The following is a 20487-nucleotide window of genomic DNA, read 5'->3' as shown; positions in this document are numbered from 1 at the left end:
GCGCGGAACAGCGGGGCACGTCGGACGTACCCCGCTGTTCGCACTCTATCCGCCGGAACTCCGGGGGGACGTCAACCGCCGTACGACCGCAGAGCGTCGATGGCGCGGACGGTGACGTCCTCCACCGGCCCGGTCGCGTCGATGCCGACCAGCTTGCCCTGTGCACCGTAGTAGTCGACCAGCGGTGCGGTCTTCTCGGCGTACTCCCGGAGCCGGGCCGCGATGGTCTCCGGCTTGTCGTCGTCCCGCTGGAACAGCTCGCCACCGCAGCGGTCGCAGATGCCCTCCCGCGTGGTGGCGTCGAACTCGACGTGCCAGATCTTGCCGCAGCCGCGGCAGGTCCGCCGGCCGGAGAGCCGCCGGATCACCTCGTCGTCGTCGACGACCAGCTCAAGCACGAGGTCCAGCGCGGTGCCGAGGTCGGCGAGGAGCTTGTCCAGCGCGGCGGCCTGCGGGGTGGTGCGCGGAAACCCGTCGAGGAGGAAGCCCTCGCTGGCGTCCGGCTCGGCGAGCCGGTCCCGCACCATGTTGATGGTGACCTCGTCCGGCACGAGCTTGCCGGCGTCCATGTACCGCTTGGCCTCGACTCCCAGCGGGGTGCCCTGGGAGACGTTGGCCCGGAAGATGTCTCCTGTCGAGATCTTCGGCACCGAGAGGTGCGCGGCAATGAACTCCGCCTGTGTGCCCTTGCCCGCGCCCGGCGGACCAACCAGAACGAGTCGCATCTACCGCAGGAACCCTTCGTAGTTCCGCTGCATGAGTTGGCTCTCGATCTGCTTCACGGTCTCCAGACCGACGCCAACCATGATGAGCACAGCGGTGCCGCCGAACGGGAAGTTCTGGAACTGCTGGCTGTCGAGCCAGATGAAGAAGAAGTTCGGCAGGACCGCGACGACGCCCAGGTAGAGCGCGCCCGGCAGGGTGATCCGGCTGAGGATGAAGTCGAGGTACTCGGCGGTCGGCTTGCCGGGGCGGATGCCCGGCACGAAACCGCCGTACTTCTTCATGTTGTCCGCGACCTCGGTCGGGTTGAACGTGATGGACACGTAGAAGTACGTGAAGAAGATGATCAGCAGGAAGTAGATCGCGATGTGCTCCGGCGCGCTGGGCTTCACGATGTGGTTCTGGATCCAGGCCTGGGTCTTGCCCGGGTTGGTCTGGTCGAAGAACTGGAGCGCGAGCGTCGGCAGGTAGAGCAGCGACGAGGCGAAGATGACCGGGATGACGCCGGCCTGGTTCACCTTGAGCGGGATGTAGGTGGACGTGCCGCCGTACATCCGCCGGCCGATCATGCGCTTGGCGTACTGCACCGGGATCCGGCGCTGGGCCTGCTCGATGAAGGTGACCGCGGTGATGACCACGAGGACCAGGGCGAGGACGAGGAGGAACATCCCCCAGCCCTTGGTGGTCTTGATCTTCCAGCCCTCGCTGGGGAGCCGGGCGGCGATCGAGGTGAAGATCAGGACGGACATGCCGTTACCGACGCCGCGGTCCGTGATCAGCTCACCGAGCCACATCACCACGCCGGTGCCGGCGGTCATGGTCATGACCAGGATGCCCAGGGTCAGCCAGTCCGGGATACCGGTGTCCCGGGGGACGATCGGCCACTGGTCGCAGCGGTTCTGGAACAGCTGCCCGGAGCGGGCCAGCGCCACGAACGCCGAGGACTGCAGGATGCCCAGACCCAGCGTCAGGTAGCGGGTGTACTGGGTGATCTTCGCCTGGCCGGCCTGGCCCTCCTTGCGGAGCTGCTCCAGCCGCGGGATGACCACGGTCAGCAGCTGCAGGATGATCGACGCGGTGATGTAGGGCATGATGCCCAGCGCGAAGACCGAGAGCTGCAGCAGCGCCCCGCCGGAGAAGAGGTCCAGCAGGTTCAGCACACCCGTGCCGCCACCCTGGATGACGTCGAGGCACTTCTGCACGTTGCCGTACGAGACGCCCGGGCTGGGCAGCGTGGCGCCCAGCCGGTAGATCGCGATGATGCCTACTGTAAACAGCAGCTTCTTGCGCAGGTCAGGCGTACGGAACGCACTGAGAAAGGCGGACAGCAACTTCTTCCTCCTGCGCGAGGCGGGCCGCCGGTGGTAGTCCCTGGCGGGGCGGGGTGGGTGCCGGGCAAGTGCCCGATATCCATGGCTGGGAAGGGACTCTAACAGCCCGATCCCGGTGAGGGCAGATGCGCCCGGCTACATAAAACGAATCTGATGTTACCCGGCGCACATTCGCCGGGGAGACCGTGGCGCCCGCCCAGTCTCGGACAACTGGGCGGGCGCCACGATCATGCCCTACAGCTCGGTGACGGAGCCACCGGCGGCGGTGATCTTCTCCTTGGCCGACGCGCTGAACGCGTGCGCCGACACCTGGAGAGCCACGCCGCCGAGGTCGCCGGTGCCGAGCACCTTGACCGGCTGGCCCTTGCGGACCGCGCCGGCCTCGACCATCTCGACCGGGCCGACCTGGCCGCCGTTCGGGAAGAGCTCGGCGAGCCGGTCCAGGTTGACCACCTGGAAGACGACCTTGAACTTGTTCCGGAAGCCCTTCATCTTCGGCAGGCGCATGTGGATGGGCATCTGACCACCCTCGAACGCCGGCGAGATGTTCTTCCGGGCCTTGGAACCCTTGGTACCGCGGCCGGCGGTCTTGCCCTTGGAGCCCTCACCGCGACCCACCCGGGTCTTCTCGGTCTTGGCTCCCGGCGCCGGACGCAGGTGGTGCACCTTGATCGTCATTACTCGACCTCCTCGACCTTCACGAGGTGGTTGACCGTGAAGATCATGCCGCGGATCTCCGGCCGGTCCTCCTTGACCACCACGTCGTTGATCCGCTTGAGACCGAGCGAACGCAGCGAGTCACGCTGGTTCTGCTTGGTCCCGATCTCGGACCGGACCTGGGTGACCTTCAGGCGCGCCATCAGGACGTCACCCCCGCCCGCGACGCCAGCATCGCGGCCGGCGCGACGTCCTCGACCGGCAGACCACGACGGGCCGCGACCGCCTCCGGCGACTCGAGCGCCTTCAGGGCCGCCACCGTGGCGTGCACGATGTTGATCGGGTTGGACGAGCCGAGGCTCTTGGAGAGCACGTCGTGGATGCCCGCGCACTCCAGGACGGCACGCACCGGACCACCGGCGATGACACCCGTACCGGCCGAGGCCGGCTTGAGCAGCACCACACCGGCCGCGTCCTCGCCCTGCACCGGGTGCGGGATCGAGGCACCGATCCGCGGCACCTTGAAGAAGTGCTTCTTGGCCTCCTCGACGCCCTTGGCGATCGCCGCGGGCACCTCCTTGGCCTTTCCGTAGCCCACGCCGACGGTGCCGTCGCCGTCGCCCACGATCACCAGGGCGGTGAAGCTGAAGCGACGACCACCCTTCACGACCTTGGCGACGCGGTTGATCGCGACGACCCGCTCGAGGTGCGGGGTCTTCTCGACGGGCGCGTTTCCGCGGCCGCCCTCACGGCGGTTGTCGCGGCGACCACCCTCGTTGCCACCGGACCCGCCGCCACGGCGCTGTTGACCTGGCATCAGCAGCCTTCCTTCTCTCTCGTGACGGGGTTTCTAGAACTCGAGCCCGGCTTCGCGGGCGGCATCGGCAAGCGCGGCGACCCGCCCCGCGTACCGGTTGCCACCGCGGTCGAAGACGACCTTCGAGACGCCGGCGGCCTTGGCCCGCTCGGCGAGCAGGGCGCCGACCTTGCCGGCCAGGGCGCTCTTGTCGCCCTCGGTGCCGCGCAGCGAGGCGTCCATGGTCGAGGCCGACGCCAGGGTGTGCCCCTTGGTGTCGTCCACGATCTGGGCGACGATGTGCCGCAGCGAACGGGTGACCACCAGGCGGGGACGCTCGGCGGTGCCGCTGATGTTCTTGCGGACCCGGAAGTGCCGACGCGCACGCCCGACGGCACGCTTGGCGGCGACGCCGCGGCGGCGCTTGAGCAGCGTGGCGCTCACTTCTTACCTGCCTTTCCAGCCTTGCGGCGGATGACCTCGCCCTGGTACTTGATGCCCTTGCCCTTGTACGGCTCCGGCGGGCGGATCTTCCGGATGTTGGCGGCGATCTCACCGACCAGCTGCTTGTCGATGCCGGCGATGTGGAACAGCGTCGGCTTCTCGACGGTGAAGGTGATGCCGTCCGGCGCCACCACGGTGACCGGGTGCGAGAACCCGAGCGCGAACTCCAGGTCCTTGCCCTTGGCGGCCACGCGGTAACCGGTACCGGCGATCTCCAGGCTCTTGCGGTAGCCCTCGGTCACCCCGACGATCATGTTGGCCACCAGCGTACGGCTCAGGCCGTGCAGCTCCTTGGCCTTGCGCTCGTCGTTGGGCCGGTTGACGTGCAGCGCGCCGTCCTCGCCCCGCTCCGCCGTGATCGGCTCGGCCAGCACGTGGGCCAGCTCGCCCTTCGGGCCCTTGACCTTCACGGTCTGCCCGTCGATCGTGATATCGACGCCGGCTGGCACCGGGATCGACTTACGTCCAATACGCGACATTTCTACCTGTCTCCCGTTACCAGACGAAGGCGAGGACTTCCCCGCCAACGCTCCGCTTGCGGGCCTGCCGGTCGGTGAGCAGCCCCTGGGACGTCGAAATGATCGCCACGCCCAGCCCGCCGAGCACCCGCGGGAGCCCGTCCGACTTGGCGTAGACCCGCAGACCGGGCTTGGACACGCGCTTGATGCCGGCCAGGCTCCGCTCCCGGTTCTGGCCGTACTTCAGCTCGACGACCAGTCGCTTGCCGACGGCGCCCTCCTCGGGCTCCTCGACCGACCAGGTGGCGATGTAACCCTCGGCCTTGAGGACCTCGGCGATGTTCGCCTTGATCTTCGAGTAGGGCATCGTCACCCGGTCGTGGTACGCCTGGTTGGCGTTACGCAGACGCGTGAGCATGTCTGCGATCGGGTCGGTCATCGTCATGAAACTCGTCAACCTTTCTCGCCGCGGTTCCCCGGGCCAGGCCCGGGGCCTACGGCGAAGAGACAGTTCAGCGGACGCGCGAAGCGCGCCGGGCTGGTTACCAGGAAGCCTTGGACACGCCGGGCAGCTCACCGCGGTGGGCCATCTCCCGGATGCACACCCGGCAGAGACCGAACTTGCGGTAGACCGCCTTCGGACGCCCGCACCGCTGGCAGCGGGTGTACGCGCGAACCGAGAACTTCGGCTTCGCGGCCGCCTTGAGGATCAGCGCCTTCTTGGCCATCTCAGTTCTCCTTGAACGGGAAGCCCAGGAGCTTGAGCAGCGCCCGGCCCTCGTCGTCGGTCGTGGCGGTCGTGACCACCGTGATGTCCATGCCCCGCTGGCGATCGATCTTGTCCTGGTCGATCTCGTGGAACACCGACTGCTCGGTCAGACCGAACGTGTAGTTGCCGTGCCCGTCGAGCTTGCGCCCGTCCAGGCCCCGGAAGTCGCGGATACGCGGCAGCGCGATGGACAGCAGGCGGTCCAGGAACTCCCACATCCGGTCGCCGCGCAGGGTGACCTTCGCGCCGATCGGCATGCCCTCACGGAGCTTGAACTGCGCGATGGACTTGGTCGCCCGCCGCACCTGCGGCTTCTGGCCGGTGATGGTGGCCAGGTCGCGGACCGCGCCGTCGATCAGCTTGGCGTCCCGGGCAGCCTCGCCGACACCCATGTTGACGACGATCTTGACCAGCCGCGGCACCTGCATGGGGTTGCCGTAGTTGTGCTGCTTCTGCAGCTCGGCCACGATCTCGTTGCGGTACCGCTCCTTGAGGCGCGGCATGGTCTTGGTTTCGGTAGCCGTGGTCATCACAGGTCCTTACCGGTGCTACGCGCGATGCGGACCTTCTGGCCGTTCTCGTCGATCCGGTAACCGACGCGGGTCGGCTTGCCGTCGGAGTCCAGGACCATCACGTTCGAGACGTGGATCGGGGCCTCCTGGGTGACGATGCCACCGGTCTTGGCGCCACGCTGGGTGGTGCTGATGCGAGTGTGCTTCTTGACCCGGTTCACGCCCTCGACCAGGACCTTGTCCTGCCGCGGGTAGGCCGCGATGACCTTGCCCTTGGCGCCCTTGTCCTTGCCGGCGATGACGACGACCGTGTCGCCCTTCTTGACCTTCACGGTCACAACACCTCCGGCGCGAGAGAGATGATCTTCATGAACCGCTTGTCCCGCAGCTCCCGACCAACCGGGCCGAAGATACGGGTACCGCGCGGGTCCCCACCGTCCTTGATGATGACGGCGGCGTTCTCGTCGAAGCGGATGTACGAGCCGTCCGGCCGCCGCCTCTCCTTGGCGGTGCGAACGACGACCGCCTTGACGACGTCGCCCTTCTTCACACCGGCACCGGGGATCGCGTCCTTGACCGTGGCCACGATGACGTCGCCGATGCTCGCGTAGCGCCGACCGGAGCCGCCGAGAACCCGGATGCACAGGATCTCCCGGGCACCCGTGTTGTCGGCGACGCGCAGTCGCGACTCCTGCTGAATCACGTCTATCTCCTATGTCTGCCGGTTCTCCGGCCGCCTTCACGGGCGGCCGGAGCCTGGCGGAACCTGCGCCCGACCGATACCGGCCGAGCTCGAGCCTTCGCTACTTGGCCTTCTCGAGGATCTCCACGAGCCGCCAGCGCTTGGTGGCGGACAGCGGCCGGGTCTCCATGATCAGGACCCGGTCGCCGATGCCGGCCGAGTTCTGCTCGTCGTGCACCTTCAGCTTGCTGGTCCGGCGCATGATCTTGCCGTACAGCGCGTGCTTGACCCGGTCCTCGACCTCGACCACGACGGTCTTGTTCATCTTGTCGCTGACCACGAGGCCCTCACGAACCTTGCGGCGGGCCCGCGCGGGGGCGGTAGTGGTGGTGGTGTTCTCACTCATCCTGCAGTCACCTCAGTCGGCGCGGCCGAGAGACCCAGCTCACGCTCACGCATGATCGTGTAGATCCGGGCGATCTCCCGACGGATGACCTGCAGCCGCCGGTTGTTGTCCAGCTGCCCGGTCGCGGCCTGCACGCGGAGGTTGAACAGCTCCGCCTTCGCCTCGCGCAGCTTCGTGACCAACTCCTCCTCGGAGAGCTCACGCAGCTCGGAGGCCTTGACGCCCGCTGCCATCAGGATTCACCCACTTCGCGCGTAACAATGCGGCACTTCATCGGGAGCTTGTGGATCGCGCGACGCATCGCCTCTCGCGCGATCTGCTCGTTGGGGAAGGACATCTCGAAGAGAACCCGCCCCGGCTTGACGTTGGCGACCCACCACTCGGGCGAGCCCTTACCGGAACCCATCCGGGTTTCCGCCGGCTTCTTGGTGAGGGCCTGGTCCGGGAAGATCGTGATCCAGACCTTGCCACCACGCTTGATGTGCCGGGTCATCGCGATACGGGCCGACTCGATCTGGCGGTTGGTCACGTACGCCGGCTCGAGAGCCTGGATCCCGAACTCGCCGAACACCACGCGGTTACCGCCCTTGGACGCGCCGTGGCGGTCCGGGTGGTGCGGCTTGCGGAAGCCCTTCGGGGGCTTGCGCGGCATCAGCATCTGTCAGCCCTCCTGCTGCGTTTCTGCCGGCTGAGTAGCGGCCGGAGCGGACGCGGTCGCGGCGACAGCGCCGGCGTCCACCGGCTCGCCGCTCGGCGTCTCGGCCTGCTGCGCGACGGTGGTCGCGGCAGCCCGGCCGGCCTCGGTGCCACCGGCGGTGGTGCCGGACGAACCCGACCGGCCACGGCGCGGCCGCTCGGGGCGGTCGCCGCGGTCACGGCGCGGGCGGGACGGGCCGGCCTCGGCCGGGGCCTCCCGGCCCGGGACGGCGTCGCCCTTGTAGATCCAGACCTTCACACCGATCCGGCCGAAGGTGGTACGGGCCTCGAAGAAGCCGTACTCGATGTTGGCCCGCAGCGTGTGCAGCGGAACCCGGCCCTCACGGTAGAACTCGGTCCGGCTCATCTCGGCGCCGCCGAGACGGCCCGAGACCTGCACCCGGATGCCCTTGCAGACCGGGTTCTTCATCGCGGACTGCATCGCCTTGCGCATGGCCCGGCGGAAGCTGACCCGGCTGGACAGCTGCTCGGCGACGCCCTGGGCGACCAGCTGCGCGTCCGACTCGGGGCTCTTCACCTCGATGATGTTCAGCTGAACCTGCTTGCCGGTGAGCTTCTCCAGCTCGCCCCGGATGCGGTCGGCCTCCGCACCCTTCCGGCCGATGACGATGCCCGGCCGGGCGGTGTGGATGTCGACGCGGACCCGGTCCCGGGTGCGCTCGATGTCGACCTTGGAGATACCGGCGCGCTCCAGGCCCTTGGACATCATCCGGCGGATCTTGACGTCCTCGCCGATGTAGTCCTTGTAGAGCTTGTCCGCGAACCAGCGGGACTTCCAGTCGGTCGAGATGCCGAGCCGGAACCCGGTGGGGTGAACCTTCTGACCCATTACTCGGCACCCTCCGTCTTGCTCTGCCCCTCGGCGGCCGTGGCCTGCTTGGCCGGAGCGGCCTTCTTCGCCGACTTCTTCGGCGCGGCCGGCGCCACCGCCTCGACCGCCACCGTGATGTGGCAGGTGCGCTTGCGGATCCGGTACGCCCGGCCCTGCGCCCGCGGCCGGAACCGCTTCATCGTCGGGCCCTCGTCGACGAACGCCTCGCTGACGAGCAGCGCGTCGGGGTCCAGCCGCTCGTTGTTCTCCGCGTTGGCGATCGCGCTCGCGAGCACCTTGTACACCTGCTCGCTCGCAGCCTGCGGCGCGAACTGCAGCACCGTGAGCGCCTCCTTCGCGGGCAGGCCGCGGACGAGGTTGACCACCCGGCGCGCCTTCATCGGCGAGATGCGCACGTGCCGCGCAACCGCCCGCGCGCCCGGAAGCACCGGAGCGTCGCCCTTTCCTGGCATCGCTGTAACCCCTTGTTCCTCTATCCGTATGCCCGCGGCGTCAGCGCCGGCGGCTCTTCCGGTCGTCCTTCTCGTGACCCTTGAACGTGCGGGTCAGCGCGAACTCGCCGAGCTTGTGCCCGACCATGGCCTCGGTCACGAACACCGGGACGTGCTTGCGTCCGTCGTGCACGGCGATCGTGTGCCCGAGCATGTCGGGAATGATCGTCGAGCGCCGCGACCAGGTCTTGATGACGTTCTTCGTGCCCTTGTCGTTCTGCGTCTCCACCTTCTTGAGCAGGTGGTCGTCGACGAACGGGCCCTTCTTCAGGCTGCGAGGCATCTGTCAGCTCTCCTGTTAGCCGCGCTTGCGGGTGGCGTAGCGGCGGCGGACGATCAGCCGGTCACTCGGCTGGCCCTTACGGCGGGTGCGGCCCTCGGGCTTACCCTGCGGGTTGACCGGGTGGCGACCGCCGGAGGTCTTACCCTCACCACCACCGTGCGGGTGGTCGACCGGGTTCATCGCGACACCACGGACGGTCGGGCGCTTGCCCTTCCACCGCATCCGGCCGGCCTTACCCCAGTTGATGTTCGACTGGTCGGCGTTGCCGATCTCGCCGATGCTGGCGCGGCAGCGAACGTCGACCCGCCGGATCTCACCGGACGGCATGCGAAGGCTCGCGTACGCCCCCTCACGGCCGAGCAGCTGGATGCCGACGCCGGCCGAACGGGCCAGCTTGGCGCCACCGCCAGGACGCAGCTCCACGTTGTGGACGGTGGTACCGACGGGGATGTTGCGCAGCGGCAGGTTGTTGCCCGGCTTGATGTCGGCACCCGGGCCCGACTCCACCGTGTCGCCCTGCTTCAGGTCCTTCGGCGCGATGATGTAACGCTTCTCGCCGTCGGCGTAGTGCAGCAGCGCGATCCGCGCGGTGCGGTTCGGGTCGTACTCGATGTGGGCGACCTTCGCCGGCACGCCGTCCTTGTCGACCCGCTTGAAGTCGATCAGGCGGTACTGGCGCTTGTGGCCGCCACCGTGGTGCCGCGTGGTGATCCGGCCGTGGGCGTTGCGACCGCCCTTCTTCGGCAGCGGAGCCAGCAGCGACTTCTCGGGCGTCGACCGGGTGATCTCGGCGAAGTCGGCGACGCTCGAGCCACGCCGGCCCGGCGTCGTCGGCTTGTACTTACGGATAGCCATTGTCTACACCCCTCAGCTGACCGGGCCGCCGAAGGCCTCGATACGGTCACCGTCAGCCAGCTTCACCATCGCCCGCTTGGTGTCCTTACGCTTGCCGAACCCGGTGCGGGTCCGCTTGCGCTTGCCCTCGCGGTTGAGCGTGTTGACCGTCAGGACACGGACGTTGAAGATCTGCTGGATAGCGATCTTGATCTCGGTCTTGTTCGCGTCCGGGTGCACCAGGAAGGTGTACCAGTTGCGGTTCAGCTCGCTGTAGCTCTTCTCCGAGACGACCGGCGCGACGATGATGTCGCGCGGATCGGCGATCGTGCTCACTTGCCACCCTCCTCGGTGGTCTCGGCGGGCTCAGCCGCCCGGCCGACCTCCGTCGGCAGCCCCAGGAACTCGTCCAGGGCCTCCTTGGTGAAGACCACGTCGTCGGCCACCAGCACGTCGTACGTGTTGAGCTGGCCGGCCTCGATCAGGTGCACCCGCGGCTCGTTGCGCAGCGACACCCAGTTCAGCTCGTCGGTGCCGCTCAGCACGACCAGGACGCGACGGGCGTCGGTCAGCTTCGCCAGCGTGGCCAGCGCGGCCTTGGTCGACGGCTTCTCGCCGGAGACGAACGCCTCGACGACGTGCACCTGGCCGGCGCGGGCCCGGTCGGAGAGGGCGCCACGCAGGGCGGCGGCCTTCATCTTCTTCGGGGTGCGCTGGCTGTAGTCGCGCGGCACCGGGCCGTGGACCACGCCACCGCCGGCGAACTGCGGCGCGCGGGTCGAGCCCTGGCGGGCCCGACCGGTGCCCTTCTGCTTGTACGGCTTCTTGCCCCCACCGGAGACCTCGCCGCGGGTCTTGGTCTTGTGCGTGCCCTGCCGGGCCGCCGCGAGCTGAGCCACCACGACCTGGTGCATCAGCGCGATGTTGGCCTGGGCGTCGAAGATGTCGGCCGGCAGCTCGACGGAGCCGCTCTTGGTGCCTTCGACGCTGAGGACGTCAACGGTGGTCACTTGGCCGCACCGCCCTTCTTCGCCTTGGTCTTGGCCGCGGTACGGACCAGGACCAGCGCGCCCTTGGGGCCGGGAATGGCACCCCGGACGAGCAGGAGGTTGTTCTCGGTGTCGACCGCCTGGACGGTCAGGTTCTGGACGGTGTAGCGCACGCCACCCATCCGACCGGCCATCCGGGTGCCCTTGAAGACGCGACCCGGGGTCGCGCAGGCGCCGATGGAGCCCGGCGAGCGGTGCTTGCGCTCGACACCGTGGCTGGCGCGCAGGCCGTGGAAGCCGTGCCGCTTCATCGGGCCGGCGTAGCCCTTGCCCTTGGTCTTGCCGGTGACGTCGACGGTGATGCCGGCGGGGAACTCCTCGACCGTGACCTCCTGGCCCGGCGAGTAGTCCGCGGCGTCGTTGGTGCGCAGCTCGACGATGTGCCGGCGCGGCGCGACCTCCGCCTTGGCGTAGTGCCCGGCGATCGGCTTCTTGACCTTGCGCGGGTTGATGGCCCCGTACGCCAGCTGGACCGCGGAGTAACCGTCCTTGTCGGCGCTACGAACCTGGCTGACGACGCACGGGCCGGCCTGAACCACGGTCACCGGAACAACGCGGTTGTTGTCCCAGACCTGGGTCATGCCGAGCTTTGCGCCCAGGATCCCCTTGACTTGCCTGTCCATTTGTCCGGTCCCTACAGCTTGATCTCGATGTCGACGCCAGCCGGCAGGTCGAGGCGCATGAGCGAGTCGACCGTCTTCGGGGTCGGGTCGATGATGTCGATCAGACGCTTGTGCGTGCGCATCTCGAAGTGCTCGCGCGAGTCCTTGTACTTGTGCGGCGAGCGGATAACGCAGAAACGGTTGATCTCCGTGGGCAGCGGCACCGGGCCAGCGACCTGCGCCCCGGTACGCGTCACCGTCTCGACGATCTTCCGAGCCGAGGAGTCGACGACCTCGTGGTCATAGGCCTTGAGCCGGATGCGGATCTTCTGTCCCGCCATGGTGGCTTCTGTTCCTTCTCTCGATGCCGCTGTGTTGCGGGCGCCTGTACCGGCTGGCACAGGCCCACTTCCGCCGACCCCCGCGGTCGGGCGTGTCGCGCCCGTGGGCCGGGCTCCGCCCGGGACTCCGGAGCGATTCTCCGACCACGCGGTGGGTCATGGCGCCGATCGCGTCTCCGCGACCCGGGCGCCGCGCGAGGGTGGTTGACCGCCAGGGGCGGCCAACCACCCTACGCGAGACTGTCGGTCACCAGGAGGTCCAGCATGCACCGGACGCAGGCGACTGACCGTCGTTACGCAACCTGACTAGTATGCCGCACGACCGGCGGCGACGCTAATCGGGGTTACCCAGCTCACTTGATGATCTTGGTGACGCGGCCCGCGCCGACCGTACGGCCACCCTCCCGGATCGCGAACTTGAGGTTCTCCTCCATCGCGATGGGCTGGATCAGCTTCACGGTCATCGTGGTGTTGTCGCCCGGCATGACCATCTCGGTGCCCTCGGGCAGGGTGACGACACCGGTGACGTCCGTGGTCCGGAAGTAGAACTGCGGACGGTAGTTCTGGAAGAACGGGGTGTGGCGGCCACCCTCCTCCTTGGAGAGGATGTAGACCGTCGCCTCGAACTCCGTGTGCGGGGTCGTGGTGCCCGGCTTGATAACGACCATGCCGCGCTCGACGTCCTCGCGCTTGATGCCGCGGAGCAGCAGGCCGACGTTCTCGCCCGCGCGAGCCTCGTCGAGCAGCTTGCGGAACATCTCGATGCCGGTGCAGACCGTCTTCTGCGACTTCTCGCGGATACCGACGATCTCCACCTCCTCGTTCGGCTTGAGGATGCCGCGCTCGGCGCGGCCGGTGACCACGGTGCCGCGACCGGTGATGGTGAAGACGTCCTCGATCGGCATGAGGAACGGCTTCTCCGTCTCGCGCTCCGGCTGCGGGATCGCGGTGTCGACCGCGTTCATCAGGTCCAGGAGCTTCCCGGTCCACTCCGGGTCACCCTCGAGGGCCTTCAGCGCCGAGACCCGGACGACCGGCAGGTCGTCACCCGGGTACTCCTGCGAGGAGAGCAGCTCGCGGACCTCGAGCTCGACGAGCTCCAGGAGCTCCTCGTCGTCGACCATGTCGCTCTTGTTGAGCGCCACGACGATGTACGGCACGCCGACCTGGCGGGCCAGCAGCACGTGCTCGCGGGTCTGCGGCATCGGGCCGTCGGTCGCCGCCACCACCAGGATCGCGCCGTCCATCTGGGCGGCACCGGTGATCATGTTCTTGATGTAGTCGGCGTGACCGGGGCAGTCGACGTGCGCGTAGTGCCGGTTCTCGGTCTGGTACTCGACGTGCGAGATCGAGATCGTGATACCACGCGCCTTCTCCTCCGGCGCGTTGTCGATCTGGTCGAACGGCGTGTACGGGTTCAGGTCCGGGTAACGGTCGTGCAGGACCTTGGTGATGGCCGCCGTCAGCGTCGTCTTACCGTGGTCGATGTGACCAATGGTGCCGATGTTGACGTGCGGCTTAGTCCGCTCGAACTTCGCCTTCGCCACTGGTGTCCTCCTGTGGACTTTCTTGGTTCGTTCGCCCCGGCGCGCCGGGTCGGCGCTTAGGACTCTGTCGACAGCCTTTCCGGCCTGGTGGCCGGAGAGCCTTGGTGGGTTCTGCGGCGATGAAGCCTACAGGCCCGGATTCACACAATCCGACCGAGGTGGCCGCGGGCGGGAACTCCTCCCGCGGCCGGCCCCGGCTCATCGAATCAGCTCAGGCGAGCGTCACTCGCCGGTCGCCTTGGCGATGATCTCCTTGGCCACCGAGGCCGGAACCTCGGCGTAGGAGTCGAACTGCATGCTGTAGCTAGCCCGGCCCTGGGTCTTCGACCGCAGGTCGCCGACGTAGCCGAACATCTCCGACAACGGCACCAGGGCGCGGACGACGCGGGCACCGCCGCGCTCCTCCATCGCCTGGATGATGCCACGGCGGGAGTTGAGGTCGCCGATGACGTCACCCATGTTCTCCTCAGGAGTGGTGACCTCAACGGCCATCATCGGCTCGAGCAGCGCGGGATCGGCCTTGCGGGCCGCCTCCTTCATCGCCATCGAGCCGGCGATCTTGAACGCCATCTCGGACGAGTCGACCTCGTGGTACTGACCGTCCACCAGCGTCAGCTTGACGCCCACCAGCGGGAAGCCGGCGAGGATGCCGTACTGCATCGCGTCCTGGGCGCCCGCGTCCACCGAGGGGATGAACTCCCGGGGGATACGGCCACCGGTGACGGCGTTCGCGAACTCGTAGGTCGGCGAGTCGTTGTCCAGCGGCAGCGGCTCCAGGCTGATGATGACCCGGGCGTACTGGCCGGAACCACCGGTCTGCTTCTTGTGGGTGTACTCGACCTTCTCCACCGCGCGGCGGATGGTCTCGCGGTACGCCACCTGCGGCTTACCGATGTTCGCCTCGACGTTGAACTCGCGGCGCATCCGGTCGACCAGGATGTCCAGGTGCAGCTCGCCCATGCCGGAGATGACCGTCTGGCCGGTCTCCTCGTCCAGCTTGACGCGGAAGGTCGGGTCCTCCTCGGCCAGCCGCTGGATGGCGGTGCTGAGCTTCTCCTGGTCGGCCTTGGTCTTCGGCTCGATGGCGACCTCGATGACCGGCTCCGGGAAGGTCATCGACTCCAGGATGACCGGGTTCGCCGGGTCGCACAGGGTGTCACCGGTGGTGGTCTGCTTCAGACCCTGGACCGCGATGATGTCGCCAGCCTTGGCGGAGCTGCGCTCCTCCCGCTTGTTGGCGTGCATCTGGTAGATCTTGCCGATCCGTTCCTTGCGGTCCTTGGTGGAGTTGACCACCTGCATGCCGGACTCGATCGTGCCCGAGTAGACCCGCACGTAGGTCAGCTTGCCCAGGTGCTTGTCGGTCTGGATCTTGAAGGCCAGCGCCGAGAACGGCTCCGACACCGACGGCTTCCGCTGCATCGGGGTCTCGCCGTCGGTCGCGGTGCCCTCGATCGCCGGGATGTCCAGCGGCGAGGGCAGGTAGGCGACGACCGCGTCGAGCATCGGCTGGATGCCCTTGTTCTTGAACGCGGTGCCGCAGAACACCGGGTTGGCCTTGCCCCCGATGGTGGCGCGGCGGATGGCGGCGTGGATGTCCTCGACGGAGATCTCCTCGCCCTCGAGGTACTTCTCCATCACCGCGTCGTCGACGTCGGCCAGCGTCTCGAGCAGCTTCTCCCGCCACTCGGCGGCGCTGTCGGCCAGGCCGGCCGGGATCTCCTCGACCGTGTAGTCCTCACCCTTCTGGGTCTCCCCGCGCCAGGTGAGGGCCCGCATGCCGATGAGGTCGACGACGCCGACGAAGTCGGCCTCGGACCCGATCGGGATCTGGAGCACCAGCGGAGTGGCGTTGAGCCGGTCGATCATCATCTGCACGGCGCGGAAGAAGTCGGCGCCGGTCCGGTCCATCTTGTTGACGAAGCACATCCGCGGGACGTTGTACTTGTCCGCCTGACGCCAGACGTTCTCCGTCTGCGGCTCCACGCCAGCGACACCGTCGTAGACCGCGACCGCACCGTCCAGGACCCGCAGCGACCGCTCGACCTCGACCGTGAAGTCGACGTGGCCGGGCGTGTCGATGATCTGGATCGTGTGGCCCTTCCACTCGCACTTCGTGGCGGCGGAAGTGATGGTGATACCGCGCTCCTGCTCCTGTTCCATCCAGTCCATGACCGCGGCACCCTCGTGGGTTTCGCCGATCTTGTACGTGATACCGGTGTAGAACAGGATCCGCTCGGTGGTAGTGGTCTTACCGGCATCGATGTGCGCCATGATGCCGATGTTGCGTACGTTGGCGAGCGCGTCTGCGGCGGCCACTTCAATCCCTACTTATCGTCGTCTAGACACAACTGGTGGCGGTTCCGGCGCCTCGTGGGCGCCGGAACCAGGGTGTTACCAGCGGTAGTGCGCGAAGGCCTTGTTGGACTCGGCCATCTTGTGCGTGTCCTCGCGCCGCTTGACGGCGGCACCGAGGCCGTTGCTCGCGTCCAGCAGCTCGTTCATCAGCCGCTCGACCATGGTCTTCTCGCGCCGGGCCCGGGAGTACGTGACCAGCCAGCGCAGACCGAGGGTGGTCGCGCGGGCCGGCCGGACCTCGACCGGTACCTGGTAGGTGGCGCCACCGACGCGGCGGCTGCGCACCTCGAGGGTCGGCTTCACGTTGTCCATCGCCCGCTTCAGGGTGACGACGGGGTCGGTGCCGGACTTCTCCCGGCAGCCCTCGAGCGCGGCGTAGACGATGCGCTCGGCGAGCTGACGCTTGCCGCGCAGCAGGATCTTGTTCACGAGCTGGGTGACCAACGGCGAGTTGTACACCGGGTCAGCGACCAGCGCCTTCCGCGGAGCGGGTCCCTTACGCGGCATGTCAGCTCTTCTCCTTCTTCGCGCCGTAACGGCTGCGCGCCTGCTTGCGGTTGCGGACACCCTGGGTGTCCAGCGAGCCGCGAACGATCTTGTACCGCACGCCGGGGAGGTCCTTCACCCGACCGCCGCGGACCAGCACGATCGAGTGCTCCTGCAGGTTGTGGCCGACACCCGGGATGTACGCGGTCACCTCGATCTGGCTGCTGAGCTTGACACGAGCGACCTTGCGCAGCGCCGAGTTCGGCTTCTTGGGGGTGGTGGTGTACACGCGGGTGCACACGCCGCGCCGCTGAGGCGAACCCTTCAGCGCCGGGGTCTTGGTCTTGCTCGTCTTCGCCTGTCGGCCCTTTCGGACCAGCTGCTGGATCGTGGGCACCGGGTTTCCTGCTCCCTTCGGCCGCCGCACAGCGACCGCGCCGTCTGCTCTAGCCGGCCTGATGGACGGCTCTCCTACATTCCAACCAGGACCACCTGTCGGGAGTCCCAGCACCCGCGGTCGGGCGTGTCGCCCGGATCACGGTCCCGCTACGCCGCTCGCACGTCGTACCGGATTTCTGTCACCGGCACACGGCGCACCGAGTGCCAGATCTTGGGCTATGGTCGTGCCGTCGCGCGATCACCGGATGACCGGTTCCAGCGCACGCACGCATTGCCCGGGCCTGCCCGGGCACAAGCGGAAAGAGTACCTACCACAGCCGCGCAGGTCAAAACGGAGCGGCCTGGGAAGACCGCTCCGCGGTCCACCGGCCGATCACGTCATGTCCACCCGCCCCTGATGGGCCCCTGCCTCGACCAGTGTAACGGCCTGAACCACCGGCGGGCCCGGCGGCCCCCGTTCCGCCCAGCGGCCGTGGACACCGGCCGACCGCACCGATCATGTGATCTGCAACACCAGCGCCAGCGCCAGCCCGAGCAGGCTGAGCAGCAGCCCCACTCCCCCGCAGCTGAGGCCCGCCGTGGCCAGGCCACGGCCGGTGAACCGGACCGCCGGCGGCGGCGCCGGCCGCCGGATCTGCCGCCGGGCCAGCAGGCCGGCCACCAGCGCGGCGCCGCCGGCGAGCGCGCCGAGCACGGTGAACGCCCCGGCCGCCCAGGCACCCCCGAACCTGGGCCCGGAGACGCCGAAGCAGAACACCAGCAGCGAGACCAGGATCGAGGCGATCCCGCTGACCAGCGACCCGACGGCGAACCCCGAGGTCACCGGGGGCACGTCGAGGTGGACCACGCCGAACGGGGTGCCGGGCACCGGGTCCACCCGCCTCGGCGGGCGCGGGGCCTCGCGCGGGGGCGGGGGCATCGGCCCCGGTCGGGCGCCGGCCGCCGGCGGCATCGGCGCCCAGCCACCGCCCGCCGGCGCGCTACCCGGCGCCGCCCACCCCGCGCCGGGTGCGGGCGGCATCCCCGGGTACGCCCCGGGTGCCGTCCATCCGGCACCCGGGGGCGGCTGCGCGCCGGGATGCGCCCCCTGCGGGGCCGGACCGTGATGCCTTAGGTGACCGGGCTGGTCCGCAGCGGCGCCCGGCACCCCCGGCGCCGCGGGCGGGTATGGAACGCCCGGCGCCACCGGCGGGTACGGGCCGGCGGGCGGCCAGTATCCGGACGGCGTGGGTTGCGGGGCGACCGGCGGCGGGGCGTACCCCACGCTGGCGACCTCCGGCGGCAGGCTCGGCCCCTCGTCCGGCGCGGCCCAGGACGCGGCGGGCCCGGCGTCCGGTGCGGCCCACGGGGCGGCGGGCCCGGCGCCCGGCGTGGACCGGGGGCCGGCGGGCTCGGTACCCGGCGTCGACCCGGCGGGGTCCGGCCCGCTGCCGGCCCGGGTCGGGTCGTCTCCCGGCGGCGGGGCCGGTTCCGTCACGAGTGCCTCCTGTCGACGTGGCTCGCCCGCCGCGCGGCGGACACCGGCCAGGCTACCGTCGCGGGTCCCGGCGACGGGGCCGGGCGCGGGGCGGCTCCCCCGCCCGATCAGTCGATGTTCGGGGCGTAGTCGTGCCCGAAGGGAGCGTCGGCGAGCCGGATCACGCCGATCACCACAGCCGCGACCACCGCCGTCGCGAACAGGACCAGGCCCGTCCAGGCCAGCCGCTCCCCGCGCCGCAGCCACTCCCCACCGGTGAGGAAGCCGCCCGAGGCGTACGCCTGCCGGCGGGCCTGCCGGGCGAGCCACAGGGCGATCGTCGACGGCACCACGCCGCCGATGAAGAACCCGGTGCAGGCTCCGATCAGCCCCAGGGCGAAGACCGCACGGGCCTTCGTCGAGCGGACCGGCTCGGGATCGAAGGGGTGGCGCGGCCCCTGCTCGGCGACGGGCACCTGCCCGGGCGCGGTCGTCATGCCTCCCATCATGCCCCGAATGCCCCCATCACGCCCCTACGGTTTCGGCCGGCTCGGCCGCTGGTCGAGCCAGCCCCGGCACCGCCCCGGCCGCCGCTCGAGAGATACCTCTTCAGATGGCGCGCGCCCAGACGCGACGAGACCCCCGGCGGGTGCCGGGGGCCTCGTCGTTGCTGGTGCTTAGCGGTACGACCCGAAGTCGAAGTCGTCCAGCGGCACCGCCTGGCCGCTGGCCGGCCCGAAGCCGTAGTCGGTCTCCGGGTAGCCGGTCATCGAGTAGACCTTGGCCTTCGCCTCCTCGGTCGGCTCTACCCGGACGTTGCGGTACTTGCTGATGCCCGTACCGGCCGGGATGAGCTTACCGATGATCACGTTCTCCTTGAGGCCGATCAGCGAGTCGCTGCGGGCGTGGATCGCCGCGTCCGTCAGCACCCGGGTGGTCTCCTGGAAGGAGGCCGCCGACAGCCAGGAGTCCGTGGCCAGCGAGGCCTTGGTGATACCCATCAGCACCGGACGGCCGGCGGCCGGCTCGCCGCCCTCGGAGACGAGTCGGCGGTTCTCCGACTCGAAGAGCGCCCGGTCGACCAGCACGCCCGGCAGGAACTCGGTCGAGCCGGAGTCGATGACCGTCACCCGCTTGAGCATCTGGCGGATGATGATCTCGATGTGCTTGTCGTGGATGAGCACACCCTGCGAGCGGTAGACCTCCTGGACCTCCTGGGTCAGGTGGACCTGGACCGCGCGCGGGCCGAGGATGCGCAGCAGCTCGTGCGGGTCGATGGTGCCCTCGGTGAGCTTCTCGCCGACCTCGACGTGGTCGCCGTCGTGGGCCCGCAGCCGGACCCGCTTGGAGATCTTGTCGTAGACGATCTCGTCGCTGCCGTCGTCCGGCACCACGATGATCTTCCGCGACCGCTCGCCGTCCTCGATCCGGATCCGACCCGGGGTGTCGGCGATGGGCGCCTTGCCCTTCGGGATCCGGGCCTCGAAGATCTCCTGGACCCGGGGCAGACCCTGGGTGATGTCCTCACCCGCGACACCACCGGTGTGGAAGGTACGCATCGTCAGCTGCGTACCCGGCTCACCGATCGACTGGGCGGCGATGATGCCGACCGCCTCGCCGACGTCCACGGTCTTGCCGGTCGGCAGCGAGCGGCCGTAGCACGCACCGCAGACGCCCAGCTTCGACTCGCAGGTGAGCACGCTGCGCACCCGGACGGTCTCCACCCCGGCCGCCACGATCCGGTCGACCAGGATCGAGTTGATGTCCTGACCCCGCTCGGCCACCACGGTGCCGTCCGGCCCCTTGATGTCGTCGGCCAGGGTACGGGCGTGCACGCTGGTCTCGGCGTGCTCGTGCACGACCAGAGTGCCGCCTTCGGCGGCCGCCTGACCGCTCGCGTCGATCCTCTGACCAATCTGCATCGGGATGGCGCGGTCGGTGCCGCAGTCCTCCTCGCGGATGATGACGTCCTGCGAGACGTCCACCAGACGACGGGTCAGGTAACCCGAGTCGGCGGTACGCAGGGCGGTGTCCGCGAGACCCTTCCGGGCACCGTGCGTGGAGATGAAGTACTCCAGCACGGACAGACCCTCCCGGTACGAGGCCTTGATCGGCCGCGGGATGATCTCACCCTTCGGGTTGGCCACCAGACCACGGATCGCCGCGATCTGCCGGAGCTGGAGCAGGTTACCGCGGGCACCCGAGTTGATCATCTTCCACAGCGGGTTCTCCTGCGGCAGCGCGTTGTCCATCT

The 20487-nt window shown here is 68.9% G+C and carries 29 protein-coding genes and 1 pseudogene; all 30 read right to left on the bottom strand.

Annotation, left to right across the window (positions count from 1 at the left end):
- Positions 1-71: 71 nt before the first annotated feature.
- Positions 72-725: an adenylate kinase gene (locus ABZ570_RS26645; RefSeq protein ID WP_089005222.1), complete on the bottom strand. Its 654-nt coding sequence runs from the start codon at positions 723-725 to the stop codon at positions 72-74.
- Positions 726-2054 (bottom strand): preprotein translocase subunit SecY, encoded by a 1329-nt coding sequence (gene secY / locus ABZ570_RS26640; RefSeq protein WP_358069142.1) that lies wholly within the window; start codon positions 2052-2054, stop codon positions 726-728.
- Between the two features lie 234 nt (positions 2055-2288).
- Positions 2289-2732 carry a 50S ribosomal protein L15 gene (gene rplO / locus ABZ570_RS26635; RefSeq protein ID WP_358069139.1) on the bottom strand — a complete coding sequence of 148 codons (444 nt, stop codon included), beginning with the start codon at positions 2730-2732 and terminating at the stop codon, positions 2289-2291.
- Positions 2732-2914, bottom strand: a complete 183-nt coding sequence (gene rpmD, locus ABZ570_RS26630) for a 50S ribosomal protein L30 (RefSeq protein WP_012015110.1) — start codon at positions 2912-2914, stop codon at positions 2732-2734. The genes rplO and rpmD overlap by 1 nt, the downstream gene beginning before the upstream one ends.
- Entirely contained in the window at positions 2914-3528 is a 615-nt protein-coding gene (gene rpsE, locus ABZ570_RS26625) for a 30S ribosomal protein S5 (protein ID WP_358069136.1), read from the bottom strand. The genes rpmD and rpsE overlap by 1 nt, the downstream gene beginning before the upstream one ends.
- Before the next feature lie 33 nt (positions 3529-3561).
- Positions 3562-3939, bottom strand: coding sequence for a 50S ribosomal protein L18 (rplR, locus tag ABZ570_RS26620; RefSeq protein ID WP_358069163.1), 378 nt, complete (start codon positions 3937-3939; stop codon positions 3562-3564).
- Between the two features lie 8 nt (positions 3940-3947).
- The gene (gene rplF, locus ABZ570_RS26615) at positions 3948-4490 is read right to left on the bottom strand and encodes a 50S ribosomal protein L6 (RefSeq protein ID WP_358069133.1); all 543 of its coding nucleotides are present in this window, start codon (positions 4488-4490) and stop codon (positions 3948-3950) included.
- 16 nt (positions 4491-4506) lie between these two features.
- On the bottom strand, positions 4507-4914 hold the full coding sequence (rpsH, locus tag ABZ570_RS26610) for a 30S ribosomal protein S8 (RefSeq protein WP_013288624.1): 408 nt from the start codon (positions 4912-4914) through the stop codon (positions 4507-4509).
- A 97-nt stretch (positions 4915-5011) separates the two neighbouring features.
- Positions 5012-5197, bottom strand: a complete 186-nt coding sequence (locus ABZ570_RS26605) for a type Z 30S ribosomal protein S14 (RefSeq protein ID WP_007073023.1) — start codon at positions 5195-5197, stop codon at positions 5012-5014.
- Position 5198: 1 nt separating this feature from the next.
- Positions 5199-5768: a 50S ribosomal protein L5 gene (gene rplE, locus ABZ570_RS26600; protein ID WP_073834925.1), complete on the bottom strand. Its 570-nt coding sequence runs from the start codon at positions 5766-5768 to the stop codon at positions 5199-5201.
- Positions 5768-6088, bottom strand: a complete 321-nt coding sequence (gene rplX, locus ABZ570_RS26595; RefSeq protein ID WP_207228005.1) for a 50S ribosomal protein L24 — start codon at positions 6086-6088, stop codon at positions 5768-5770. Before rplX ends, rplE begins: the two co-directional genes overlap by 1 nt.
- Positions 6085-6453 carry a 50S ribosomal protein L14 gene (rplN, locus tag ABZ570_RS26590; protein WP_007465279.1) on the bottom strand — a complete coding sequence of 123 codons (369 nt, stop codon included), beginning with the start codon at positions 6451-6453 and terminating at the stop codon, positions 6085-6087. Before rplN ends, rplX begins: the two co-directional genes overlap by 4 nt.
- Before the next feature lie 100 nt (positions 6454-6553).
- On the bottom strand, positions 6554-6838 hold the full coding sequence (gene rpsQ, locus ABZ570_RS26585) for a 30S ribosomal protein S17 (protein ID WP_358069128.1): 285 nt from the start codon (positions 6836-6838) through the stop codon (positions 6554-6556).
- Positions 6835-7071 (bottom strand): 50S ribosomal protein L29, encoded by a 237-nt coding sequence (rpmC, locus tag ABZ570_RS26580; protein ID WP_076466662.1) that lies wholly within the window; start codon positions 7069-7071, stop codon positions 6835-6837. The genes rpsQ and rpmC overlap by 4 nt, the downstream gene beginning before the upstream one ends.
- The gene (gene rplP, locus ABZ570_RS26575; protein WP_073834927.1) at positions 7071-7496 is read right to left on the bottom strand and encodes a 50S ribosomal protein L16; all 426 of its coding nucleotides are present in this window, start codon (positions 7494-7496) and stop codon (positions 7071-7073) included. The genes rpmC and rplP overlap by 1 nt, the downstream gene beginning before the upstream one ends.
- 3 nt (positions 7497-7499) lie before the next feature.
- Entirely contained in the window at positions 7500-8384 is an 885-nt protein-coding gene (gene rpsC / locus ABZ570_RS26570; protein ID WP_358069125.1) for a 30S ribosomal protein S3, read from the bottom strand.
- Positions 8384-8839, bottom strand: a complete 456-nt coding sequence (gene rplV, locus ABZ570_RS26565; RefSeq protein ID WP_358069122.1) for a 50S ribosomal protein L22 — start codon at positions 8837-8839, stop codon at positions 8384-8386. The genes rpsC and rplV overlap by 1 nt, the downstream gene beginning before the upstream one ends.
- 40 nt (positions 8840-8879) lie before the next feature.
- Complete coding sequence (rpsS, locus tag ABZ570_RS26560) at positions 8880-9161, bottom strand: 30S ribosomal protein S19 (RefSeq protein ID WP_358069119.1); 282 nt, start codon at positions 9159-9161, stop codon at positions 8880-8882.
- Positions 9162-9176: 15 nt separating this feature from the next.
- The gene (gene rplB / locus ABZ570_RS26555; protein WP_358069116.1) at positions 9177-10016 is read right to left on the bottom strand and encodes a 50S ribosomal protein L2; all 840 of its coding nucleotides are present in this window, start codon (positions 10014-10016) and stop codon (positions 9177-9179) included.
- 12 nt (positions 10017-10028) lie between these two features.
- A complete protein-coding gene (gene rplW, locus ABZ570_RS26550) occupies positions 10029-10331 on the bottom strand; it encodes a 50S ribosomal protein L23 (protein WP_076466668.1) in 303 nt (100 codons plus the stop codon).
- On the bottom strand, positions 10328-11005 hold the full coding sequence (gene rplD / locus ABZ570_RS26545; protein ID WP_358069113.1) for a 50S ribosomal protein L4: 678 nt from the start codon (positions 11003-11005) through the stop codon (positions 10328-10330). The genes rplW and rplD overlap by 4 nt, the downstream gene beginning before the upstream one ends.
- The gene (rplC, locus tag ABZ570_RS26540; RefSeq protein WP_358069110.1) at positions 11002-11667 is read right to left on the bottom strand and encodes a 50S ribosomal protein L3; all 666 of its coding nucleotides are present in this window, start codon (positions 11665-11667) and stop codon (positions 11002-11004) included. Before rplC ends, rplD begins: the two co-directional genes overlap by 4 nt.
- Before the next feature lie 11 nt (positions 11668-11678).
- Positions 11679-11987 (bottom strand): 30S ribosomal protein S10, encoded by a 309-nt coding sequence (rpsJ, locus tag ABZ570_RS26535; RefSeq protein WP_007073037.1) that lies wholly within the window; start codon positions 11985-11987, stop codon positions 11679-11681.
- A gap of 353 nt (positions 11988-12340) precedes the next feature.
- Positions 12341-13534 (bottom strand): elongation factor Tu, encoded by a 1194-nt coding sequence (gene tuf, locus ABZ570_RS26530; RefSeq protein WP_358069107.1) that lies wholly within the window; start codon positions 13532-13534, stop codon positions 12341-12343.
- Positions 13535-13756: 222 nt separating this feature from the next.
- A complete protein-coding gene (gene fusA, locus ABZ570_RS26525) occupies positions 13757-15853 on the bottom strand; it encodes an elongation factor G (protein ID WP_358069104.1) in 2097 nt (698 codons plus the stop codon).
- 75 nt (positions 15854-15928) lie between these two features.
- On the bottom strand, positions 15929-16399 hold the full coding sequence (gene rpsG / locus ABZ570_RS26520) for a 30S ribosomal protein S7 (protein WP_358069101.1): 471 nt from the start codon (positions 16397-16399) through the stop codon (positions 15929-15931).
- A gap of 1 nt (position 16400) precedes the next feature.
- Positions 16401-16775, bottom strand: coding sequence for a 30S ribosomal protein S12 (gene rpsL / locus ABZ570_RS26515; protein ID WP_014440718.1), 375 nt, complete (start codon positions 16773-16775; stop codon positions 16401-16403).
- 498 nt (positions 16776-17273) lie between these two features.
- The gene (locus ABZ570_RS26510) at positions 17274-17654 is read right to left on the bottom strand and encodes a hypothetical protein (protein WP_358069160.1); all 381 of its coding nucleotides are present in this window, start codon (positions 17652-17654) and stop codon (positions 17274-17276) included.
- A gap of 707 nt (positions 17655-18361) precedes the next feature.
- Positions 18362-18730 (bottom strand): hypothetical protein, encoded by a 369-nt coding sequence (locus tag ABZ570_RS26505; RefSeq protein WP_358069098.1) that lies wholly within the window; start codon positions 18728-18730, stop codon positions 18362-18364.
- 180 nt (positions 18731-18910) lie between these two features.
- A pseudogene (locus ABZ570_RS26500) lies at positions 18911-20487 on the bottom strand (DNA-directed RNA polymerase subunit beta'); the annotation flags it as partial.

It is taken from the genome of Micromonospora sp. NPDC007271 (assembly GCF_040634005.1).
GTDB lineage: Bacteria > Actinomycetota > Actinomycetes > Mycobacteriales > Micromonosporaceae > Micromonospora.
Note: the sequence above shows the minus strand (reverse complement) of the source record. Positions and strands in the feature narration are given on the sequence as shown.